The following is a 22,691-nucleotide window of genomic DNA, read 5'->3' as shown; positions in this document are numbered from 1 at the left end:
TACTAGTATTATTTCTTGTTCATTTTCGATTGGCAGTATTCCCAGCGCAGGTCAGAATTGCATATTTTGTTTGGGTCGTTATTGGGACTTATGTTCCGTACATGGTGATTCTGATGTACATAACTACTATCGGTCTTGCAACGAATCTTTTCTTTAATTACTGCCCATTAGCCCGAATGATGTATCTGTTGCCTTGGAATAGGGAAGAACCGTTTTCGTTTGGGCTCGTTGTACGCGTTTTCCTTTCACCTCCTGTGATGGGGAAATTCAAACCACGCCCCTCGGTGGCATGACAAAGGCGTATCAACCGTATAACAAAGGACTTCCAATCAGAACGGAGCTTTACTCTATCAGTTATGAGGCAAGTATTATTGTGGACATTAGTAGCCCAATGAATGCAAAGGTGTCCTTGGATAGACCGTAGACTGAATTAGTTGAGTGGAAATGACATAAAAACCGATTTGGGAAAGCCTACTATAATAAATAATAGGGTAGAAATATTTCTTAATATAAATCTAATGGAGAAACTAACTTGGCAGTGGCATTTTCACGAAAAGACCTATCAAGTCTCCTATACCTGCAAAGGTGAAAATCAAACTAATTTACCTGCGGTTTTGTTAATCCACGGATTTGGTGCCTCTATTGGACATTGGCGACATAATATTCCTGCTTTAGCCACAGTTAGTCGAGTTTACGCTCTTGATTTAATTGGGTTTGGAGCCTCTGACATGCCTAAGCCCAGTGCTGATTTTAGGTATAACTTTGAGACCTGGGGAACTTTAATCAGTGACTTTTGCCGTGAGGTAATTGGTGGCATTACAGTTTTAGTTGGTAATTCTATTGGGGCGATCGCTATTATGCAGGCAGCCATTATTTCCCCTGAATTAGTAAGCAAAACAATTTTAATTAACTGCTCCTTACGATTACTCCAAGAAGATAAACAGTTAACCCTACCTTGGTATCGGCGGGTCGGCACAAAGTTTTTGCAAAATCTGTTAGCCAATCGGGCGATCGCCAAATTATTTTTTGATCAAGTTCGCAAACCAAAGATAGTTCGTAAAATTCTGAACCAAGCATATATTCACAAAGAGGCAATTACTGATGAGCTAGTTGATATTTTAGTGACCCCCGCTCAAAATGCCAACGCTGTGGATGTATTTGTGGCATTTGTAAGCTATTCCCAAGGACCCACCCCTGAGAGTTTGCTAGCAATTCTGCCCTGTGAAGCGATCGTACTTTGGGGAGAAAGTGATCCGTGGGAGCCGATCGCCCTTGGACAAGAGTTAATGAAATTTCCCTGTGTCTCTACATTTATTCCCATTGCTAACGCTGGACATTGCCCCCAAGATGAAGTGCCTGAGCTAGTTAATCCGATTTTAATTGGATTACTAACTGCCGATGCGATATGAGTTCAAACTAAAGCAGAAACTTCTAGAAGGTAAAAGCTATAGCTATTTGGATTAAATTTCTGGGTAATCAATCTGAATCTTGAAGAAGTTTTATCTTCAGTCTATAGCCCAGTAAAAGATCAAGACATAATGCTCTGAAACCTATTTCTTGACAGAATATAATTACAATCCATAATATAAATCTACGGTAAATTGATTGAATATTAGGGGTACAAATGTGACATACAAATCCATAAAAAATTGGCAAAATCTCAGACGATTTTTAGTGATGACGGGGATATCTTTATTGGTTGTTTTAGGTATAGGGGGAATTTTCCCCGCGACTGTACCTGTGGCTACACTTGCTCAACCAGCCAAAGCTGATGATGTAGTGATTTCATGGAATACTACAGCTGTAGCAGTAACCCAGCAGGATGCTCCTTTACAGGCAAGGGCTCTTGGTATAGTTCATGGGGCGGTTTTTGATGCTGTAAACTCTATTGATCGCCGTTATACTCCTTATCTTGTTGATACTAATTCCCCCGGAGCCTCAAAGGAAGCAGCCGTATCGTCAGCAGCCCACACAGTTCTTCTAAACTTATATCCAGCCCAGCAAGCTAGATTAGACAAAGCCCTATCTGACTCATTATCAAAAATTGAAGATGGAAATGCTAAGACGGATGGGATAAATCTAGGTAAAGAAGTAGCTGAAAAAATCTTGGAAATTCGCAGCAAAGATGGTTGGGATGCCAAGGGAGAATATAAAGCTGAAAAGGCTGCGGGTATCTGGGAGCCAACACCACCGGGATATGTACCTGCGGTCTTTACTCAGTGGCGCAATCTTAAACCTTTTACTTTTTTAAGCCCTAATCAGTTCACCACCCCTGCTCCTTTGGCTTGGAATAGTGAGGCTTATGCCAAAGAGCTTAATGAAGTTAAAAATATTGGCAGTAAAGATAGTAAAACTCGAACCCCTGATCAGACTGCGACTGCAATTTTTTGGACAGTTAATACACCTGTAATTTGGAATGCTGCTGCTCGATCTGCGGCGATCGCTAGGAGAAATAGCACTATTGATAATGCCAGACTGTTTGCCCTAGTTAATTTTGCGATTTCTGATGCCTATGTGGCAGGCTATTCCGTTAAATATAAGTATAATTACTGGCGACCCGTAACGGCAATTCGTAATGCTGAAGCAGCAGGTATACGCGGTGTTATAACCGATGCCAACTGGGAATCATTAATTATCACACCCGCCCATCCCGACTATATTTCAGGACATTCTGTAACGTCTGGAGCGGCGGAAAAAGTTTTACAAAATTTCTTCTCTAGCGATGATCTAAAGTTCAGTTTTACTTACCCCGCAGGTGGAGTGACTCGTAGTTATAGTAGTTTTTCTCAACTTTCTAATGAAAACGTAGATGCTCGGGTTTGGGGAGGAGTTCATACTCGTAATGCGGACGTGCAGGGAACAAATCTGGGCTATCAGGTTGCTGATTATGCTTTTCGGAACTATCTGAAGCCAATCAAGTAAAAAATGTGAATTTTAAGTAATTCAGAGGACTAAAGTAATTCCTAAGATCATAAATAGCCGTGGAGCGATCAACAACTAAAATTGATTAGGTCTAAACCGCAAACCTCTGGACATACTTAATTCTGTTCCTGTCCCCCCATCAGCACGGTCTAAAAAGGGCTTAAGTTCAATACCATCATTACGAAAACTACTTCTAGCTCCAGATACAGGAATCGATAATAAGCCACCCAACGCACCTAAACTAGAACGATTACCTTGAACATAAGTATTTACTCTTAAAGTCCTTTGACCACTATCTGCCGTAGTTAAGTTGCCAAATACGCGATCGCGAATATTATTAGGATCGGCTCCCACTGGAACAGTTAAGACAATTCGACAAGTAGGGTTTCTATCAGTGGTTGCACAAATGACGCTGTAGCCATTTTCTGTGCCTGTTTGAAGTTCTGCTAAACCATCAGGGCGATACTGCTCTAAGCGACGACTAATTTCACTGCAACGCCTTTGGGATGACCAACCACCACCCATTACACTCGGAATTGCCCAAGCATAGAACTGTCCAGGTTGACTTTTAGGTTGGTACATAACTGTATATTGACCGCTTTGGAGTTGGCATGAAAACCTTTGCTCTGAGACTATTGTGCCTGTGGGATTAGTTAAAATTACGCCATTGGGCTGGTTATTCGGTTGGGTAGAAGGACGATTAGGAATAATAACTGAGTTGTCAGAATTATTTGGTTCTATGGGAACTTGAGCGATCGCCTTACCGCCAAGGATTGTAACCACAGATGATATTAACCCCAAGATGAGAATGGTAAACTTGAGCATAATTTGCCTTTTTCTGCCTTTTTGATGTATTTTTTTAATCCTTTACGTTTTAGACTAAATCAAACCCTTTTCCGTTCCATCTATAAGCTAATTTTTTCGAGAAATTCCCGTGTTTTTCTACGGAACCAGAATTAATACCTAAAAGTTTTTAATACCTTCAGATGCAAATTTTTATTATTGATGCTTTTACTAAATCTCCCTTTCAAGGCAACCCTGCGGCTACGGTCTTAGTGGAAGAATTTCCCAGCGATCGCCTGATGCAGAAAATTGCTGCCGAAATGAATCTATCGGAAACTGCCTTTGCCCAAAGAATTAGTCCCAATTATTTTCATCTACGTTGGTTTACGCCACTCCAAGAAGTGAATCTATGCGGTCATGCCACCTTAGCTATGGCTCATTATCTTAAAGCGATCAATGAAGTGGATATTAACTCTTTACTCACCTTCAAAACCCGCAGTGGTGATTTACATATTAGGTATGAGCAGGATTTGATCGTAATGGATTTTCCTGCCAGCTATTTTGAGCCTTGTTCTGAGCGATCGCATGCTATTTTGGAGAAAATCTTTGCTAATTATAATCATGAGGTAATTGGTATTGCTGCGGAAAATATTACGGTCTTATTAGAAACAGAATCCCAAGTTTTAGAATTTGCCCCCAACTTTGCTCAGATTGTCGAACTAGAAGAAAGATTAATTATTACTGCGATCGCTAATCCAGATCATCCCTACGATTTTGTGTCAAGGTTTTTTGCTCCTAATGCTGGAATTAATGAAGACCCCGTTACAGGTTCTGCCCATTGCTGCCTTACTCCCTATTGGGCGCAGAGATTACAAAAATATACCCTCAAAGCTAAGCAATTATCCAAACGTACAGGTGAACTAGAACTAGCTCAAATTGGCGATCGCATTCAAATTAAAGGATATGCCGTTACGGTTCTTAAGGGAGTGCTAGAGAATATCTAAACCCTGTCAAAGTTAGGGATAAAGCTTAAAATAAAAGAGTACGTTATTCAGTAAAAAGTCAATGCAACTTAAGCGTTTAGGACATGTTGCCATTTGTGTCCAAGATATTCCTAAGGCGGTGGAGTTTTATCAAAATTTGGGGATGGAGTTGGCGTGGCAAGACCCCGATTGGGCATATTTAAAAGCAGGTGCCGATGGTTTAGCTTTACTCAGTCCAGAGTATAAACAGGCGAGTAATCATTTTGGTTTTATTTTTAGCGATCGCCCTGAATTAGAAAAACACCATGCTCATTTAACTGAATTAGGTATTCCTGCGGGTAAAATCCATGATCACCGAGACGGTACTGCTTCTTTTTATGGTAAAGACCCAGATGGCAATACCTTTGAGTTCCTTTACGAACCCCAACCTGCTAATAAATTAAACTAATCAATTAACCAATCACATAAGTCCTTGATCGTTAGATTTAGTCCAACTGCAAAGCTAGGTACTGGTATGAGTTCGTGAGGTTTATCTACGCTTTGCGATCGCTGATCTGGAGTATAAATAAAGATCGTTTGCTCTGCGGGATCAATCAGCCAGCCCATCTCAGTTCCATAGTCTAGGGAATGCAGAATCTTTTTGATTACCTTAGTTTGGCTTTGATCGGAAGACAAGATTTCAATTATCCAATCAGGTGCTAAGGCAAATTCATCGGCAATCCTCCCATTTGGGTATCTGGGAATTCGATTCCACTTAAAAACAGATACATCAGGGACAATTACTCTATCTGCAAATGTACATCTAAGTTCAGGAAATGCCCTAGCCATTTTTTGTGGTTTTACTACAGCGTTAATAGCAATAATGAGTTCACCCTGAATGATGCTATGCGAACCTTTGGGCATTGATTTTTGGATAATTGCATTGTCAATGAATTCACTAGCTGGCTCCGTCTCTGGTAGCTGTAGGAACTCTTCAAGGCTTAGGGATTTGGATACTGTTTGTATCATCACTATTTGCTGATTATTTTAATCACTATTTTACCCCCTTATTTTCAAAAGGTTTTTTACCGTGAGAAGAAAGTATAAATAGCGTTTGGGAATCGATATTCAGGCGATCTCCGTTTACAGGAAATTTAAACTACCTATTTTTTCTGGTTGCGTTCCCCATACAGATGGATAATCGAAGGTAGCAGGGAAATAATTATGATTGCAACGACTATGGGTAGTAGATATTTATCCACATCAGGGATGACTTTACCCAAAAAATAGCCAAAAATAGTTAAACCAAATGTCCATATAAATCCACCAATGACGTTATAGGTAAAAAAAGTCTTATAAGTCATTTCACTTACTCCAGCTAAAATTGGCGCAAAGGTACGAATCACTGGCGTAAATCTAGCCAACACAATAGTTTTTTTACCGTGCTTTTCATAGAATTGTTCGGCTTTGATCAGGTTTTGCTTATGAAAAAAACGGGAATCTTCTTTTTGAAATAGCGATCGCCCAAATTTTTTCCCAGTTATATACCCGACATTATCCCCTAACACAGCGCAGATAAATGCCCCAGCAATCAAAATCCAAATATTTAACAAGTTCTGGGAGGCTAAAAATCCCGATGTAAATAAAAGGCTATCACCGGGCAGAAAAAATCCAACTAGTAGTCCAGACTCAGCAAAGATAATTCCCCAAATTACTAAATAACCACCGACATACCCAAAGGATTGGATTATCTCTTTTAGATCAAAATGCACATCTTACCCCAATATAAAAGCGCAATTAAAGCGAATCTATAGTATATCGAAACTCCTTAATTAATTTCCAGAAATAAACTAGGTTTGCAGAACTCAATCCCGATTATTCACAAATCGAATTGAAAACAGGATTCGGTTTTTATTAAGTAGCACGGGGTAATTTTTTGAGTTAAGGCAAATGTCGTGTAAGCAAGGAAATCTAATCCTTTTAGGAATTTATCTGGTTTGATTGATTAATATGGCTCTAACTCTCTAACTTTATGAATAGGTTTTGAGTTTTTTAGTGAGGTGGTGATTTAGGCTAAACTATGATTTTCCACAATGCGATCGCCAAGATTAAAGTACTGATATGAAAAGGGATCAGCGATCGCCAAGGCTGACGAGCAATTTTTTGAGTTAAGGCAAGAGTCAGAATTACGGATAAAAGCAAAGTTGTGGCTTGCAGAAAACTAATTACCGCAGGATGAGCAATAAATATGGGTAAAGCTGAACCATCCATGCCAAAGGTAGCAAATGAAACTGGTAAAATTCGCCCTGCTTCTTGGAGAAATAAGCGGAGATAATGTGCTAAATTGCCGCCTAACACCAAAGGTAAATAACTGTAAGCAAGTTGGATGAAAGGTCGAGGTTTACAGATAGAAATTTGTGATTCTGAACTGGAGTTCTTTTTCCATCCTCTTAACTTTACACTTAAAATATAGAGCGATCGCATGATCCAATATGCACCCACAGGAATTAAAGCAGAAACCAATAAAATCAAAACTGATAAACATAAATGTGGCAAGAAATTATCTATCTCAAATTGCCAAGCGATCGCTAATTGAATTTCAGGTAATCGATGTAGAAATGCTCCTCCCAGCAGTAACAGTAATAAAGCCACTTCATAATTGCGGGGAATATGAGTTGTCCATAACTCAATGGCAGGTGGACGCAGATTTAGCTTTACGGAACGATGGGGGCAAGCTTTTAGGCAAGTCATACATAGCACACAGTCCCGATTATCCTGCAGTTGAGCGGGATGGGAATATAAAGGACAGCCATTGGTTTCTAAGCCTTCTCCCTTTTGAACTCCACCTTTATAACATTGATAGGTAGTACATTCTGCGGAGCAGGTTCCTTGATCGGCTCTTAGTTCTGTGATTGATAACTTCGCAAATAAACCATTCATACCACCAATTGGACAGAGATAGCGACACCAGTACCGCCGTTCAAAAATTAAAGAGCAGATCACAGCACCCGCCGTAATTAATAGCAGCAAATAGGCAGAAAGATAGGCGGTATTTTGTAAATCCCATAATTCTTCCCATAGATAAATCAGCAGGAATAATCCCCACAGGAACCAGCCACTCCAGCGTTCACTTTTAGCTCGATCCCATTGCTTCAGATTTCGAGGAAACAGCCATAGGGATAGTTTTTGCGTGACTTCTCCATAGATCATAAATGGACAAATAGAACACCAAAGACGACCTACAAACGGAAATGCGATCAATATTAGGGGCCACCACCATGCCCAAAATAAATTCAATGCCAAGTTGCGATCTCGAGTTTGAGGAGCTAAAAACAGAATTATGACAACGATTGTATAAAGAGGCAAAACCACCCAATAATTTAAGCGAGTTGGGAACCAATCACTGCGTAAAAATTTTCGTAAATTTGGATTGGCATTGAGTAAGTTAAAGCGAAATCGTTTACTCTTCGGTTTATTTGACCAGAATACTGATTCAGTTAAAACAGTTGCACCTAAGGACTGCACGATCGCTCTTGATACTAGGGATTGCAATTCTTTAAGGTTTTCAGGAAAGTCATAGTTTTGTAAACTGCGTAAAGCTTCTTCGGTGAGCTTTGGTTTGGTAAGCCCGCGATCGCGACAGTATAGACTAATGTAATATTCGGTATAAAGCTTGATATCCGATTTTCGCACTCTTAAAGCAGGAACTTTAATTGTATGTTTACGGCAGGGTGCGTAGGCTGGCTCATGTTTTTCCGATACTAGGATAATGCGAACTTCACACAGACAATCAGGGGCTAATTCTGAACTACCAACGGGCTTGAATGTTCCTTTTTCTAAGAGTTCTTTGATTTTAGGAATCAATTCCTTGGGTAATTCTTCAATATTATTTAGAATTAAAGTACCCTGTCCTAACCATGTCAGAATGCCTAAATTCCCATCAACTCGACCAAATAGTTCAGCCCCACTGGCTTGAAGTAAACGACAATTCACTTTTGCGATCGCTTCTCGACGGAATGCTGAATTAAAATGGATCAAAGCTGCAATATTATCTTTGTCCAGTCCCGCTTCCCCAATAATGATTACAGGCTGGCGATCGCTACTAGCATTTTTAATATCTTGACGCAATCGAATCGCATAGCGACTTTTACCAATAATTCCCCTCTCTGCTTTATTGACTAGGTAGGGTTGAAGAGCTTGAGTGCGATCGCTAATCCACTCTGAGTTAATAGGTGAATTTATGGGGTAGATCACAAGCTTAGTGGTATTAAAAAAAAATTCCTGATAGCCCTAACAAGAGATGATTTTTCTCATGGAATAGATATTCAGGTAGAGACAAACTATAAGATACATTAGTTCCTCATTTCCTCATTAATACCTATGATTTAATAGCCTGAACATCATCAACGGAAAATCCATGTTTAGTTAGTTCTTTTTTGAGGGCGATCGCATTTTGTACCCGATCTACGAACATCACACCATTTAAGTGGTCTAACTCGTGCTGAATTACTCTCGCTAAAATGCCGTCGGTGGTTAAAGTTTTAGGCTTGCCCTCTTCATCACGAAAATTGACTGTAATTTGATCAGGACGTTGCACATCCAAAAATACATCTGGCACACTCAAGCAACCCTCTTCGCCAGTGATAATGTCGCCGCCAGAGGATTTAAGTTCAGGATTAATGAGAATCAAAGGCGGTGCAGACTCATTATCTGGCTCACAGTCCACAACTATGATTTGCTTATGAATTCCCACTTGCGGAGCCGCTAATCCAATGCCATTATCACTGTACATAGTTTGTAGCATTTGTAGTGCGATCGCCCTAATTTCATCATTAACTTTAGTAATGCGCTTAGCAGGTTGACGCAGATTCCGATCGCCCAACTTACAAACCTTTAACGGCGGATTTTTTAACTTCTTTTTGGAAACTTGAAACAGAGTAGCAGGCATTGGCACAGAATTTAATTCACCATTAACTATATTGACACAGATATTTATAGTTCGGTAGCCCAGCTTAAAAATTACCAGCAATTCCAAATTCAGCTTCTAAGCTAGACAATTTTGGGTATATTTGATGTAAAATGTAGAGCCGACAATTTATCCATAGGTATTTGTCAGGTTTTGGGTATGTAGCTCAGTTGTATAGAGCAATCGCCTTCTAAGCGATCGGTCGCTGGTTAGAGTCCAGCCATACCCATTTTATAAATTACTTGCCAAGTCAGTTAGGTCATTTGTTATATCTCCACAATTTATAACTAATTTATTATTTCGGTATAGGCTTTTATGGGTTTGTATATACGGGATTAAAGGGCAAAACTCTTTCGTGAGGCTTATTCCTTACACCCCCATTAATCTTTCACTGGAAAAGGAGTAGTATTGATCTGAGTTCAAGGTTTGGCAATTTATCCTCAGTTATGCTACTGAACAATCGCTACAAAATTTTACGATCCCTAGGTTCAGGCGGGTTTGGCGAAACCTTCGTTGCTGAAGATACTCAAATGCCATCGGGTCGGCACTGTGTTATTAAAAAACTCCGCCCAATTTCCCATGATCCTGAAGTCTATCAATTAGTCAAAGCTCGATTTCACAGAGAAGCCGCTATTTTGGAAGACTTGGGAAATCATCCTCAAATCCCCTCCCTTTATGCCTATTTTGAAGAAAATCAGGACTTCTATCTAGTTCAAGAACTGATTGATGGGGTAACTCTAAGTGATGCTATGCAGAAGCAAGCTAGTTATAGTGAGAACTTTGTTATAGACTTTTTGCTTAATTTCCTGCCTGTTTTAGATTATGTCCATAGCAAACGTATTATTCATCGAGATATTAAGCCAGATAATATAATTATTCGCCAACTAGACCAAAAGCCAGTTCTTATAGATTTTGGGGCTGTAAAAGAATCAATGTCCACTAGTTTAGCGGTGGCGGGCAATTTAGTAAGTACGATTACAATTGGAACCCCCGGATTTATGCCTTCAGAGCAAGCCGCAGGACGACCAGTTTATAGTAGTGACCTCTACGCTACAGGATTAACAGCCATTTATCTATTGACAGGAAAACAGCCCCATCAAATGGAGACGGATTATAGTTCAGGGGAGGTGCTGTGGCAGCAATATGTAACTATAGTTAGTCCCAACTTAGCAGCAATTTTATCAAAGGCAATTTCTCCCCATGCTCGCGATCGCTATGGTACTGCCACCGAAGTTATGCAGGCTTTACAAACAATTACCCCATCTTCCACCAATCCGACAGCACCAATTGCAGTACAACCAAATTCAAATTCTGCACCTACATCTTACTATGAGCCAACCGTAGCGATCTCGCCTCGTTATATTCCCCCAGAGCCTACTGCGTCAAAAACTCCAAATAAGTTCAGCGAATTCTATAAAACTCTGTTAATTGGCTTATTTTTAACATTGGGAATTATTTTAGGCTTTTGGTTAACCCGATCTCCCCAATCGTCTGAGCAAGTTTCTAAGCAAGATTCTGATCAAAATTTAACTCCCCCTGCTCCTAATCCTACTATTCCCAAGCCTGCGCCTAATGATCCTGTAGAAAATATTACCCCTAAGACCGAACCAACTCCTTCCCCCCCACCTGAGCCTAGTGAGCCTGACACAGTTACTCCCAATAAAACCAGTCCTGTGCCTAGTCAACCTGAAGTTTTAGCTGTGGAGGATGCCGAGATTGTGATTCAAAGTCTTTATGACCATGTTTCTAATCAAGAATGGAAAAGTGCCAAAGATTTATTTACTCAACCCTTAGCTTCACAGTTTGATCCCAACTTTTTCCAACAATTTAGTAAAGTTACCGTAGAAAATTTGGAGCTAACTTCTAAAACAGATACTTCAATGAGTTTTGTTGGTACAAATACTTACTTTTATCCCGATGGTTCTAAGCAAATAGAAGAGCGATCGTACACTGTGCAATTCGTTAATAAGATACCTTTAATATCTGGTTCAGAGTTTATCCGAGTGGTTAAAGCCCGTTAAAATATAGAAAAAGCTCTCTTCTGTTGATGGTTCTATAATTAATTCTTCTACTCCTTTCCCAGTTTAAGATTATAGTACGGTGGTTTGGGGGCTGCCCCCCACGAAGGGGTTAAACCCCTTCACCCCATTTAATTAAGTCTATTTTTATAGTAGGAAGTAAGTAAGCGATCGATCGCTGAGTAGAGTCCGTTTTGATCATGCCAAGTTCTATCCAACCTATAAAAATACAAATCAAGAAATATTGCACATAGTTGTTCTGTAAAATTTATAACGAATTGATTAACTACGTTTAATATTTGGAGTTTATTTTATGGCTAAGAAAACTTTAGCTAACTTAAATGCTACTGATCTAGTAGGAAAGAGAGTTTTAGTCAGAGTTGATTTTAATGTTCCACAAAATGATACGGGAGCAATTACCGACGATACCAGAATTAGAGCCGCTTTACCCACAATTAAATATGTAACCGATGCTGGGGGCAAGGCAATTTTAGTTAGTCATCTGGGCAGACCTAAAGGTATCACCGAAAAACTCAGGCTTAACCCGATCGCTACTCGATTATCAGAATTATTAGGCACAACAGTCATTAAAACCGATGATTCCATTGGGGAAGCAGTAGCTACGGCAATTAATGATGCTCCAAATGGCAGTGTTATTCTTTTAGAAAATATCCGTTTCTACCCTGAAGAAGAACAAAATGATCGGGAATTTGCAAATAAATTAGCCTCATTAGCAGATTTATATGTCAATGATGCCTTTGGTACCGCTCACCGTGCCCATGCTTCTACTGAAGGAGTAGCTGAGTTTTTACATCCATCCGTAGCAGGATTTTTATTAGATAAGGAATTACAGTATTTGAGTGGAGCGATCGATACTCCTAAGCGTCCTTTAGTGGCGATCGTTGGTGGTTCCAAAGTTTCCAGCAAAATCGGTGTAATTGATGCTCTATTAGAAAAAGTTGATAAGCTGATTATTGGTGGTGGGATGATTTTCACCTTTTACAAAGCCAGAGGCTTAGCCGTTGGTAAGTCCTTAGTGGAAGAGGACAAGTTAGAATTAGCCAAATCCTTAGAAGCAAAAGCAAAGGAGCGAGGAGTGCAGTTATTATTACCAACTGATGTAGTTGTAGCTGATAATTTCAAACCCGATGCCAATGCCCAAACCGTCAGTATTGAAAACATTCCCGATGGTTGGATGGGGTTAGATATTGGTAGTGATTCAATCAAATTATTCCAAGATGCTCTGGCAGACTCAAAGACCGTGATTTGGAATGGTCCAATGGGGGTATTTGAATTTGATAAATTTGCCGTTGGGACAGAGGCGATCGCCCGCACATTAGCAGAAATTACCGAAACAGGAGCTATTACTATTATCGGTGGTGGTGATTCTGTGGCGGCTGTGGAAAAAGTTGGAGTTGCTGACAAAATGAGCCATATCTCCACTGGTGGTGGCGCCAGCTTAGAACTACTAGAAGGTAAAGTATTACCGGGTATTGCCGCTTTAGATGAAGCCTAGTCCTAAAAGTTAGCTAAAAAAAGGGGGGGGTTTCCCTCCTTACAGCCTATTGCGGAATGGAATAACAAAAAAAAATAGGTGAGTACATTAGAAAAAAAGGGTAAAAATGACACCCTATTTATTAGTACTAAGAAAAAAGATTGTATCCACATATAACTCAGGAAACACATCAATTCGTAAAGTAGCCAAACAATTTCAAGTAGCAACAAGAACAGGACAGCAGTTCCTAAATCAATACCGAGTAACAGAAGATTTAAGTCATAGGTCTCTTGGGAAGTAAAGCTCAAAGCCCATTAGAAGAACATTGAGAAATAATTTTAAAATAATCTTAGAGAATGCTCAAAAATTCCCATAAAAAATCCCCCATGATGGAGGAATAAGCTTGAGCTAAATACTTTTCAATTTTATCAAATGAATTTTATTAGAAAGTTAAATTAGACATGACTAAGCTTCGTAACTGGTGCTGCTGGTTTTGCTGCATTTACACTTTTGGTAACTTTTGCCTCTACAGGTGTAATTTCAATGTGATTAAATAGGGTCGTCACAAATGCAAAGAGCAGGAAAGGTAGAGATACGACTACAATCAAGCCCACTGCCGCAAATGAGTATAGTGGTCTGCTCATGAGAGCTAAGGCTGATGCCAAACTGGCAAAAATTACACCTAACCACACTACAACTTGTAGATAAATGTCTCCCAAGGTGAGATTACATCTAAAACTATATTTACCAATTTCATTCATAGTATTTACCGTATTTATCTAGTTTTTAAATTAATTTTTGTATTTTTTATAAGAAACTTCTTAAGTTTAAAAAACTAAAGTTGCTCTAACTAATCTCTAAAGATTTGTCTAAATGTTTAATATATCTATTCTATGTAAATTGTTAATATTATTTATTTACGTTTTGTATGTAATTAATAAAAATCGGTTACAAAGTTTTTGTAATTTGCCTCATCCTCATGGTTAATCCTGCATTCTGAGAAGCTGGGATATAATAGGCGGGTATTTTGAAGTAATTTTATGCGATCGCTCTTAGAGACAGTTCAAATCACGAAATCTGCTGCCCGTAGTCTGGCAAAACTTGATCATGCCGCTAAAAATTCAGCTTTAGAAGCGATCGCTGATGCTGTGAATAACCATGCCGATCAAATTTTAGAAGCTAATGCTCAGGATGTGGAAAATGCCGTAGCCGCAAATTTAGCAGCCCCACTAATTAGCAGGTTAAAACTGAATCCTAATAAAGTCAAAGCGATGGCAGTGGGAGTTAGAGATGTTGCCCGCCTAAGCGATCCCACAGGCATTAGACAAATTCATCGTGAACTAGATACAGGCTTAATTTTAGAGCGCATCACCTGCCCCTTAGGAGTATTGGGTGTAATTTTTGAAGCACGTCCCGATGCTGTGACCCAAATTGCCGCCTTAGCGATTAAATCGGGTAATGGAGTGTTACTAAAAGGTGGGAGTGAAGCGGTTTTATCCTGTGAGGCGATCGCCAAAATTATCCATAAAGCATTACAAACTTCAGCCGTAGCTCCAGAGGTGGTGCAGTTATTGACTACTCGATCTGAAACTATGGAAATTCTGAAAATGGATCGGCATATCGATTTAATTATTCCCCGTGGTTCTAATGATTTTGTGCGATTTATTCAGGCGAATACGAATATTCCTGTCCTCGGTCATGCTGATGGTATTTGTCATTTATATGTGGATCAAACTGTAGATATTGATCAAGCTGTGGCGATCGCAGTTGATTCTAAAACTCAGTATCCCTCTGCCTGTAATGCCATTGAGACTTTATTGATCCATCGGGCGATCGCTCCCGAATTTCTGGCTAAGGTCATACCCGCCTTGCAAGCCCAAAATGTGGAACTGCGGGGCTGCGATCAAACCTTGAGTTTATATCCCGATTTGATTCCTGCGACTGAAACTGACTGGGCAACGGAATATTGTGATTTAATTTTGTCCATTAAAATAGTAGATTCCTTAGAATCAGCCATTGATCACATTAATACCTTTGGTTCTAAGCACACCGAGGCGATCGCTACGACTAATCCTGAAGTGGCGACGATTTTTGCCAGTGATGTTGATGCCGCAGGGGTTTATCATAACTGCTCTACCAGATTTGCCGATGGCTTCCGCTATGGTTTTGGTGCAGAAGTAGGAATCAGTACCCAAAAAATGCCGCCCCGTGGTCCTGTAGGCTTAGAAGGACTGGTAACCTATAAATATCATCTCCAAGGACATGGACAAATCGTGGCAGACTATAGTGGCAGTAATCCCAAATCCTTTATCCATAGAGATATTTAGAAAGATACTTAGCGCAATTGGATTTAATGCCGCAAATTTTAGTCATACTCCTTGTTCTGATCACTAGCGTAATTATTAACTGCTCTCCCGCTTGGGCATTCAATACAGTCAAATTTTACGATGGCGATAACATCACAATTATTCATGAGGGGATTAAAGCTCAGGTACACCTAGCCTGCATTGATGCACCAGAACTCAAACAAGTGCAGGGGCAGAAAGCACGAAAAGTATTAAAAGCCCTAGTTGAAAACCAGCCCTTTGAATTAAATATCTTGGGGCGCGATCGCATTGGTCGATTTGTGGCGGAAATTATCAGCGATCGGGGCAACATTAATAAACTTTTAGTGGAGCAAGGTTATGCTGAGTTTTATAATCCATCGGGTAAGGGCTGTGAAGGATATAGTGAGGCTCAAAAAAATGCCCAAGAGCAGCGTTTAGGAATCTGGGCAAGGGGAACCAATATTCAATCACCCCAAGAATTTAGGAAAGAAGGCTACTAAATCTCAGTTAAGAAGAAAATATAATCCTGATAGTTTATTTTTCTGCCACCATTATTTATATTTATGCGCTTATATAAATTTTTGATTCTGACGGCGATCGCTCTAAATTTGGGCTTAGAAATTGGATTAGAGAGTTTCGGAACAAAAATGTCAGCTTGGGCAGAGGAACAAAACCTGATTGCTAATACTCCCAGTGGCTTTAATCCCGCCTTAAAACAGGAACCACCAGTTACCACACTAACTCCGCAGCCTTCTGTACCAGCAGAATCTGTGACTAATGATTACTTCGTATTTGATAATGTCAAAATCAATTTTCAAAATTTTAGTGACAACTTTGGACAAAATAACGTAACCATAGAACCAACTTGGCAATGGCGATTTAACGATGGCACGCTTCTAGGCTTCCAGACTGGGTACAACTCTTTTAATTTAGAGGGCAATCCATCGGTGCGGAATATCCCCCTCCAACTTAGTGTTGTTAAACAATTTGGGGATGTTAATCTAACTGCGATCGCTGGACTAAATATTTTTGATCGGCTCCCTACCACTGCTAATTTTGAGATTACTGCTGCTGTTCCTGTATTAGCAGGGGTAACAGTATTTGCCTTTGTCGAACAAAAACCCTATAAGTTTAATGCCGCTACCCTGAATAATCAAATTACTACCCGCCGCTTTGGTCCTAATATTTACTGGCAAATTGATCCTAATACCAGTCTATTTTCTTTATATCGCTGGGGCAATTACAATGACGGCAATACCGAACAACAGTCCTTTACTCGTGTTGAGCATAAGTTCGGGCAGTTTGCGATCGCCGCCAATTTATTTACTTGGGCTTACGCCCGTGATGTTAACTCTACTAGTGGTTACTTTTCTCCACCAGACTTTTTAGTTTATAACGGCGAAGTAGCATGGGAGGGAGATTTAGTCGATTTTCTACGCTGTCGTTTAGCAACTACCCTTGGTGAACAGCGATTGAATGGAGCATTTACCCCTGCCCAAAGTTATCAGGTGCGGTGTACGACCAAAATCTCTAACAATATTGAAGCCGAATTGGGCTATGTTTTCAGTAATGTGCGTCGTCTAGAAACTGGGGACAGTGCCTATAACAGTTCTACTATCTCTGGACAGTTACGGGTCAAGTTTTAAGGGGTAAATTTCGAGTTATTATGCACTAACACCTCTACTCAATAGTGTACCTTTAATATTCACAGCGACCAATCAGATATATGAAAACTGTTATTACTGTATTTGAGCAAGTTGATGACTTGTTATCAGTAGTAGGTACCCTATTCTTAATATCTCAAACGGGCTGGCAAATTCACTGCTACTTTGCCGTTGACTCTCCATTTTCTATTGCTAATATTCAAGAAGAACTTGGAGCCCAGGTTCATTTTTTTTGTATAGAAAAAGGAAATCTGGAAACTGTGGTTATTAATTTGCAGCCAGATTTAATTATTACCCATCCTGATCATTCCCATATTAGAAATCAAGAATCAATATCGATCGCCGTAACTAAATTAGCTTTGCAGCACAAGATTGCCCTATGGTATGCCTCCCCCCAAGCTTTCCTCCGCAATTTTGAACCCAACTTCTTTGTGGATATTAATGCCGCCATTCAGCAAAAAATCAGTACTGCTCAAACTTTTCTTAATTTAGATACAGTTCTTGTCCTAGCACGGTTTTGGGCAAGGGAATTGGGTTATGGCGGTGGTTACTTTGAAGCATTTTATCTGGCTAGACATGCGATTGAGCCAAGTTATTTTGCAAATCAGTTAAATCAATTAAACCCCTTAGTCGTATCAATTCATGCCCACGGAGATGATGAAGTTTTACCCTGTGCTGGGACGCTATTTTTGATGTCTCAGGTAGGTTGGCGAGTTCATTGTGTTGTTCTCACTGACGGCAATCATTCCAGTTCTCCCATTAAAGGACTAAGACAACAAGAGGCGATCGCAGCCGGTAAGCTGATCGGAGCTACCTATGAATTCCATAGCTTAGAAGAATGTGCTTTTACGGCTCAAGAGGTAATTAAACTAACGGAAAGAGTAATTGCTCAACATCAGCCTAGCCTAATCATTACCCATGCGCCACAGTCAGAAAAATATGGGCATAGAGATCATGAAGTTTGTGCTGTAGGAGTTTCTAACGTCGCCATTCGCAAGCAAATTACCCTTTGGTATTCAGCCCCTCCAGTCTTTATGCGGGGGTTTTTACCTAATTTATTTGTGGATATTAGCTCCGTAATTCAAACAAAAATTGCGGCGATTCAATGCTACGAGTCAGAAACTAATAAATCATTCATGAAGTTAGAGTCAATTATCAATTTATCTCGGTTTTGGGCAAGAGAAGTTGGTCATTTTGAAGGAGGTTACTTTGAGGCATTTCAGATAGATCGGCAATGTGTTGCACAGGATTTTTTTAAGACTGCCATTTAGAAACTAAGTGAGACTAAGAGACCCTAAGCTATAATCCATTACTGATGGAGATAATAAACCTATGAACTCTCAATTTGATCCACCACCACTGCAATGGGTGCTTCTATCTACTGTGGGTGGGGTCGTTACTGCGATCGCCTTAATCTATGGACTAGAGACTCTTTCCCGTAGTCTAAAGACCCCGACAATCAAAACTTTTCAGACACCTGTGATTCAGCAAAAAAGCGATACTAAAAAAATACAAAAGCCGTCAATCCCCAAGGCTCCGCCCACAAAATAGGAATGAAAACATGAGTATCTATCCCCGATGGGTTAAAGGCGTGGCGATGTTTTTGATCGGTATAATCATAGCCTTATATCCATCACAACTATGGATGAATAGAGCGATCGCCCAACTCCCTAACTCAACAAATCCCAGTATCTGTAGTGTGATTAATGCGCCCCTTACTACCGCAGAACAGGAGTATGCCCGCACTGCATGGCAATATTTTGTGAATAACTATCAACCCAGTACGGGCTTTGTCAATGCTGCAAATAACTATCCATCAGCATCGCTCTGGGATTTGGGGAACTATCTAGTGGCACTGAATACAGCACGGTGGTTAAACCTAGTTTCTCAGGCAGAATTTGACCAAAAGCTCAACAGATTCCTCAATACTTTAGGCTCACTCAAACTCTTTGATGATGCTCTTCCCAATAAAGTCTATAACACTGCTAATGCTCAGATGAGCGATTACGGGAACAATCCCACGCCCAGAGGTATTGGTTGGTCAGCTTTAGATATAGGCAGAATATTAACAGCTTTTCATATCATTCGTACCTGTCATCCCCAATACGCTGACTGGCTCAAGGGCATTATTGGACGCTGGCAACTTGGGCGATCGCTGGCAAATGATCAGCTTTACGGAGCCACGGTGACTCAGGATGGCAAAACGCTATTGGTGCAGGAAGGTCGCCTCGGTTACGAAGAATATGCGGTGCGGGGGTATGAACTCTGGGGCTTCAAAGCCAACAAAGCTAAGTCCTATCAACCCTTTAAGTTTGTCGATATTTACGGAATCAAGATTCCCGTAGATACCCGTGACTATCAGACTACTAAAGCTAATAACTATGTGGTCAGTGAATCCTATATTCTTGATGGCATTGAGTTTGGTTGGGATCAGGAACTGGCTGACTATGCAGCAAGGGTGCTAGAGGTACAAAGGCAACGCTACCTGCAAACAGGACAGTTAACGGCGGTTACCGAGGATAATATTGATGAAGACCCCCGCTTTGTCTATAACACCGTCTATGCCAATGGGGTACCCTGGGCGGCAATTACCGATGAGAATAAGCCTTATCCGCAATTTCGCAGTATTAGTACCAAAGCTGCCTTTGGCTGGCATTACCTTTATCCCACTAATGCCTATGCTCAACAAGTCTTTAATACTGTAACTAATTTATATAGTCCAAATAACGAAGGTTACTATGCGGGACAGTACGAAACCACTAAACAGCCCAATAAAGCCCTAACTGGCAACACCAACGGACTAATTTTAGAAATTCTCTACTATAAGGCGAGGGGTAATATTCCATTAATTAAAACCAATGCGATCGCCACCCCTGCCAAACTTAGTACCATTAATCAACCAATTAGTAATCAATTCGGTAATCAAGCAAGAGCAAACTCTAACTGCCCCAAATTAAATCAGCCCCTTAGCCAGAGCGATCGCCGCTATGCCCAAGCCGCATGGCAATATTTTCAACGTAATACCCAAGCCACGGGACTAGTTAATGATCGAAGTGATTTTAAGGGTGCAACCATCGGTGGCATTGGTGACTATCTTGCGGCTCTTAGATCGGCAAAAAGCTTGCAAATAATTGGTACCGATGAATTTAACCAACGCCTCCAACAATTATTAACTTCCCTACGGCAGATACCCCTATTTGGTGGGGAATTGCCCAATCGCAGCTATGATCCTTGGTCATTGCAACCCGTAGATTATGGGGGGAATCCTGTAACCAATGGTACTGGTTGGTCTGCAGTCGATCTGGGCAGGTTGCTATCAGCATTCTATGGCTTAAAAGTTTGTTTTCCTGAATATGCTGATTCCATCGATCGCATTCTCTTAGATTGGTCATACCTGCAAGTGGTGAAGGATCAAGCTCTATTTAGCGGCATAGTTAAACAAGATCAACAGGGGCGATTGCTAACAAGGGTAATTCCTGAAGTCAGTTTAGGTTATAGCGAGTATGCTGCCCGTGCTTTTCAATTATGGGGCTTTGATGTCGAGCGTACCTCCGTCACTACCAACTATAGGAAAGTTAAAGTGGAAGGGTTTGATGTCCCCATCAGTCGTGGTGATGCTCTGAAATCCGCAGAAATCCAACTAACTGTAGGGGAACCATTTTTGCGATATGGTTTAGAATTTGGCTTCGATCCCGCCATGAAAGCCCTAGCTACTCAAATTTTTCAAGCTCAAGCGGAACGCTTTAATCGCACCAAATTATTTACGACTGCCTACAGCGCAGCTATTAGCTCCCCGCCTTATATCCTGCATAGTACCGTAGTTGGTAATGAGCAACCTTGGGCAAATTTAGATGACAGTGGTAACTCCGTAGCCAATGATCGCTTAGTCAGTGCAGGCGTGGCTTTTGCTCTCTATGCTCTCTACCCTAATGATCCCTATAGTCAGCAGTTATGGTCAACGGTAACCGACCTTTACAATCCTCAACTGGGATACTACGAAGGCTATTACGAAAAATCTAAAGAGAGAGAAAATAACCAAACTGCTAAGACCAACAGCTTAATTTTGCAAGCTTTGCTCTATCGTGCCACTAATCAACAAACCTTGCTCTTCCCCAGTAAAGTAAAATCTCTTTGGATACAAACAATTGCTTCAGGTAATATATCTAATGGATTACATGGATTACCAAGTCAGCCTCAACCCACTGCAAGATTCATTAGGGATGGCACTAATCCCCCTTACTGGGAGTCCATAGATGTACTCCATTCCGTTGCCACCTCTCCTGCACAACCTACCCCTAAAAAAGCAACCCAACCTAGCCCTCAAGTTTTGTCTGGATTGCCTTATGTTGACTTAAGTAAAATCACTACCCAACCTAGTCTCCCTATCCCGAAGAAAGCGATCGCCCTTATTCCAGAAGATCAACAGATCGCCAAGCAAGCATGGAAATATTTTGAACGCAACTGGAACCCCCAAACAGGGATGGTAAATGCCGTAGATGGCTACGAGTGGACTACCCTTTGGGATCAAGGTAGTGCTTTAATGGGGCTGCATGCGGCTATGCAGTTGGGCGTAATTACACCCGCAGTATTTAACCAAAGACTAACAAAGTTTCTAAATACCTTAGATAAACTTACAATTCCCAAGCGAGGACTACCTAACAAAGCCTATAGCACAAGTACCGCCCAAATGCGCCAACTAGATAATACACCCGATCCTAATGGCATCAGTGGTTGGTCAGCTTTAGATACGGCTCGATTGTTAATGTCTCTGCATGTTTTACGAGTTCACTATCCCGAATATAAAGGTCGGATTAATACCATTGTCCAACGTTGGCAACTGACTAAATTAGTTAAAGATGGCTGGCTGTATGGACAACACCCTGATCAACGCGATCGCCTGCAATATCTGCAAGAAGGCAGACTAGGTTACGAACAATATGCCGCCCACTGCCTCAAATTTTGGAATATCGAAGCAATCAATGCCCTTAATAATCCCCCCACTCAAACTATTAATTTAGACGGTATTCCCCTAGAAGTCGATCGCCGTAACTTCAAAACCTCTGGAGCCAGCAACCATCTCACCAGTGATCCCTATGTTTTATGGGGATTAGAAATTGGCTGGAATAATATGGGGAAGCGTCAAGCAGGGAATTTGTATCGTTTGCAGGCACAGCGTTATCAACGTAGCAAGATCATTACGGCTGTAAATGAAGATTCCCTCGATCGCCCGCCCCATTTTCTTTACTACAGCGTGTATGTTGATGGTCAACCTTGGCAAGCCGTTAGCAGTCAGGGCAAACCCTATCCCCAGTTAAAATTTACTAGTACCAAAGCCGCCTTTGGCTGGAGTGCTTTAATGAAAGATGATTATGCTCTAACTCTGCGTAATAGTAGTAAAAGCCTTACGGAACCCGATCGGGGCTATTTTTCAGGAAAATATGAAAATCCTAATTTAGGCATTAACAAAGTTATTGATGACAATACCAACGGTATTATTTTAGAAAGCCTACTGTACAAGGCAAGGGGAAGTATAGCTCTTGCTTCTTAATCTAAT

18 protein-coding genes and 1 tRNA gene are annotated in these 22,691 nt (G+C 40.7%); 13 read left to right on the top strand and 6 right to left on the bottom strand.

The window, feature by feature from the left end; genetic code table 11:
- Positions 1-518 precede the first annotated feature (518 nt).
- Both SYN7502_RS01580 and SYN7502_RS01575 read left to right on the top strand, forming a co-directional pair.
- On the top strand, positions 519-1,409 hold the full coding sequence (locus SYN7502_RS01580; protein WP_015167148.1) for an alpha/beta fold hydrolase: 891 nt from the start codon (positions 519-521) through the stop codon (positions 1,407-1,409).
- A 217-nt stretch (positions 1,410-1,626) separates the two neighbouring features.
- Positions 1,627-2,922: a vanadium-dependent haloperoxidase gene (locus tag SYN7502_RS01575; protein WP_015167147.1), complete on the top strand. Its 1,296-nt coding sequence runs from the start codon at positions 1,627-1,629 to the stop codon at positions 2,920-2,922.
- Positions 2,923-2,997: 75 nt separating this feature from the next.
- Here the strand turns inward: SYN7502_RS01575 and SYN7502_RS01570 are convergent, their stop codons facing one another.
- Complete coding sequence (locus SYN7502_RS01570) at positions 2,998-3,747, bottom strand: COP23 domain-containing protein (RefSeq protein WP_015167146.1); 750 nt, start codon at positions 3,745-3,747, stop codon at positions 2,998-3,000.
- A 161-nt stretch (positions 3,748-3,908) separates the two neighbouring features.
- On the opposite strand from SYN7502_RS01570, the gene SYN7502_RS01565 reads away from it, so the two are divergent.
- Both SYN7502_RS01565 and SYN7502_RS01560 read left to right on the top strand, forming a co-directional pair.
- Positions 3,909-4,709 (top strand): PhzF family phenazine biosynthesis protein, encoded by an 801-nt coding sequence (locus tag SYN7502_RS01565; RefSeq protein ID WP_015167145.1) that lies wholly within the window; start codon positions 3,909-3,911, stop codon positions 4,707-4,709.
- A gap of 61 nt (positions 4,710-4,770) precedes the next feature.
- Positions 4,771-5,136: a VOC family protein gene (locus tag SYN7502_RS01560; protein ID WP_015167144.1), complete on the top strand. Its 366-nt coding sequence runs from the start codon at positions 4,771-4,773 to the stop codon at positions 5,134-5,136.
- On the opposite strand, the gene SYN7502_RS01555 is transcribed toward SYN7502_RS01560, so the two are convergent.
- From SYN7502_RS01555 to def, 4 genes are all read right to left on the bottom strand, one after another.
- Positions 5,133-5,696: a Uma2 family endonuclease gene (locus SYN7502_RS01555; RefSeq protein ID WP_015167143.1), complete on the bottom strand. Its 564-nt coding sequence runs from the start codon at positions 5,694-5,696 to the stop codon at positions 5,133-5,135. The two genes, SYN7502_RS01560 and SYN7502_RS01555, sit on opposite strands and share 4 nt — an antisense overlap.
- A gap of 134 nt (positions 5,697-5,830) precedes the next feature.
- Entirely contained in the window at positions 5,831-6,439 is a 609-nt protein-coding gene (locus tag SYN7502_RS01550) for a DedA family protein (RefSeq protein ID WP_015167142.1), read from the bottom strand.
- A gap of 301 nt (positions 6,440-6,740) precedes the next feature.
- Positions 6,741-8,921: a sigma 54-interacting transcriptional regulator gene (locus tag SYN7502_RS01545; RefSeq protein ID WP_015167141.1), complete on the bottom strand. Its 2,181-nt coding sequence runs from the start codon at positions 8,919-8,921 to the stop codon at positions 6,741-6,743.
- A 124-nt stretch (positions 8,922-9,045) separates the two neighbouring features.
- Positions 9,046-9,615 carry a peptide deformylase gene (gene def, locus SYN7502_RS01540; protein WP_015167140.1) on the bottom strand — a complete coding sequence of 190 codons (570 nt, stop codon included), beginning with the start codon at positions 9,613-9,615 and terminating at the stop codon, positions 9,046-9,048.
- A gap of 173 nt (positions 9,616-9,788) precedes the next feature.
- On the opposite strand from def, the gene SYN7502_RS01535 reads away from it, so the two are divergent.
- The 3 genes from SYN7502_RS01535 (at position 9,789) to SYN7502_RS01525 (ending at position 13,167) form a co-directional block, all read left to right on the top strand.
- Positions 9,789-9,862: transfer RNA gene (locus SYN7502_RS01535), tRNA-Arg, on the top strand.
- A 217-nt stretch (positions 9,863-10,079) separates the two neighbouring features.
- A complete protein-coding gene (locus tag SYN7502_RS01530; protein WP_015167139.1) occupies positions 10,080-11,654 on the top strand; it encodes a serine/threonine-protein kinase in 1,575 nt (524 codons plus the stop codon).
- Between the two features lie 310 nt (positions 11,655-11,964).
- On the top strand, positions 11,965-13,167 hold the full coding sequence (locus SYN7502_RS01525) for a phosphoglycerate kinase (RefSeq protein WP_015167138.1): 1,203 nt from the start codon (positions 11,965-11,967) through the stop codon (positions 13,165-13,167).
- A 434-nt stretch (positions 13,168-13,601) separates the two neighbouring features.
- Here the strand turns inward: SYN7502_RS01525 and SYN7502_RS01520 are convergent, their stop codons facing one another.
- Positions 13,602-13,907, bottom strand: a complete 306-nt coding sequence (locus tag SYN7502_RS01520; protein ID WP_015167136.1) for a hypothetical protein — start codon at positions 13,905-13,907, stop codon at positions 13,602-13,604.
- A gap of 279 nt (positions 13,908-14,186) precedes the next feature.
- Between SYN7502_RS01520 and SYN7502_RS01515 the strand changes: the two genes are divergently transcribed.
- From SYN7502_RS01515 to SYN7502_RS01490, 6 genes are all read left to right on the top strand, one after another.
- Positions 14,187-15,473 carry a glutamate-5-semialdehyde dehydrogenase gene (locus tag SYN7502_RS01515; protein WP_015167135.1) on the top strand — a complete coding sequence of 429 codons (1,287 nt, stop codon included), beginning with the start codon at positions 14,187-14,189 and terminating at the stop codon, positions 15,471-15,473.
- 26 nt (positions 15,474-15,499) lie between these two features.
- Positions 15,500-15,973 carry a thermonuclease family protein gene (locus tag SYN7502_RS01510; RefSeq protein WP_015167134.1) on the top strand — a complete coding sequence of 158 codons (474 nt, stop codon included), beginning with the start codon at positions 15,500-15,502 and terminating at the stop codon, positions 15,971-15,973.
- 63 nt (positions 15,974-16,036) lie between these two features.
- Entirely contained in the window at positions 16,037-17,119 is a 1,083-nt protein-coding gene (locus tag SYN7502_RS01505; RefSeq protein WP_015167133.1) for a hypothetical protein, read from the top strand.
- 80 nt (positions 17,120-17,199) lie between these two features.
- Positions 17,200-18,408, top strand: coding sequence for a PIG-L family deacetylase (locus SYN7502_RS19215; protein WP_015167132.1), 1,209 nt, complete (start codon positions 17,200-17,202; stop codon positions 18,406-18,408).
- A gap of 61 nt (positions 18,409-18,469) precedes the next feature.
- A complete protein-coding gene (locus SYN7502_RS01495) occupies positions 18,470-18,688 on the top strand; it encodes a hypothetical protein (protein ID WP_015167131.1) in 219 nt (72 codons plus the stop codon).
- A gap of 10 nt (positions 18,689-18,698) precedes the next feature.
- Positions 18,699-22,685: a DUF3131 domain-containing protein gene (locus SYN7502_RS01490; RefSeq protein WP_015167130.1), complete on the top strand. Its 3,987-nt coding sequence runs from the start codon at positions 18,699-18,701 to the stop codon at positions 22,683-22,685.
- Positions 22,686-22,691: the final 6 nt, after the last annotated feature.

Source organism: Synechococcus sp. PCC 7502 (assembly GCF_000317085.1).
GTDB lineage: Bacteria > Cyanobacteriota > Cyanobacteriia > Pseudanabaenales > Pseudanabaenaceae > PCC-7502.
The sequence above is the reverse complement of the archived record's forward strand: the minus strand, read 5'-3'. Positions and strand labels throughout refer to the sequence as shown.

Excerpts from the sequence above, each read along its gene's own strand:
- SYN7502_RS01580 (WP_015167148.1), top strand. The coding sequence starts at position 519 with ATGGAGAAACTAACTTGGCAGTGGCATTTTCACGAAAAGACCTATCAA.
- SYN7502_RS01570 (WP_015167146.1), bottom strand. The coding sequence starts at position 3,747 with ATGCTCAAGTTTACCATTCTCATCTTGGGGTTAATATCATCTGTGGTT.
- SYN7502_RS01565 (WP_015167145.1), top strand. The coding sequence starts at position 3,909 with ATGCAAATTTTTATTATTGATGCTTTTACTAAATCTCCCTTTCAAGGC.
- SYN7502_RS01560 (WP_015167144.1), top strand. The coding sequence starts at position 4,771 with ATGCAACTTAAGCGTTTAGGACATGTTGCCATTTGTGTCCAAGATATT.
- SYN7502_RS01555 (WP_015167143.1), bottom strand. The coding sequence starts at position 5,696 with ATGATACAAACAGTATCCAAATCCCTAAGCCTTGAAGAGTTCCTACAG.
- def (WP_015167140.1), bottom strand. The coding sequence starts at position 9,615 with ATGCCTGCTACTCTGTTTCAAGTTTCCAAAAAGAAGTTAAAAAATCCG.
- SYN7502_RS01530 (WP_015167139.1), top strand. The coding sequence starts at position 10,080 with ATGCTACTGAACAATCGCTACAAAATTTTACGATCCCTAGGTTCAGGC.
- SYN7502_RS01525 (WP_015167138.1), top strand. The coding sequence starts at position 11,965 with ATGGCTAAGAAAACTTTAGCTAACTTAAATGCTACTGATCTAGTAGGA.
- SYN7502_RS01520 (WP_015167136.1), bottom strand. The coding sequence starts at position 13,907 with ATGAATGAAATTGGTAAATATAGTTTTAGATGTAATCTCACCTTGGGA.
- SYN7502_RS01515 (WP_015167135.1), top strand. The coding sequence starts at position 14,187 with ATGCGATCGCTCTTAGAGACAGTTCAAATCACGAAATCTGCTGCCCGT.
- SYN7502_RS01510 (WP_015167134.1), top strand. The coding sequence starts at position 15,500 with ATGCCGCAAATTTTAGTCATACTCCTTGTTCTGATCACTAGCGTAATT.
- SYN7502_RS01505 (WP_015167133.1), top strand. The coding sequence starts at position 16,037 with ATGCGCTTATATAAATTTTTGATTCTGACGGCGATCGCTCTAAATTTG.
- SYN7502_RS19215 (WP_015167132.1), top strand. The coding sequence starts at position 17,200 with ATGAAAACTGTTATTACTGTATTTGAGCAAGTTGATGACTTGTTATCA.
- SYN7502_RS01495 (WP_015167131.1), top strand. The coding sequence starts at position 18,470 with ATGAACTCTCAATTTGATCCACCACCACTGCAATGGGTGCTTCTATCT.
- SYN7502_RS01490 (WP_015167130.1), top strand. The coding sequence starts at position 18,699 with ATGAGTATCTATCCCCGATGGGTTAAAGGCGTGGCGATGTTTTTGATC.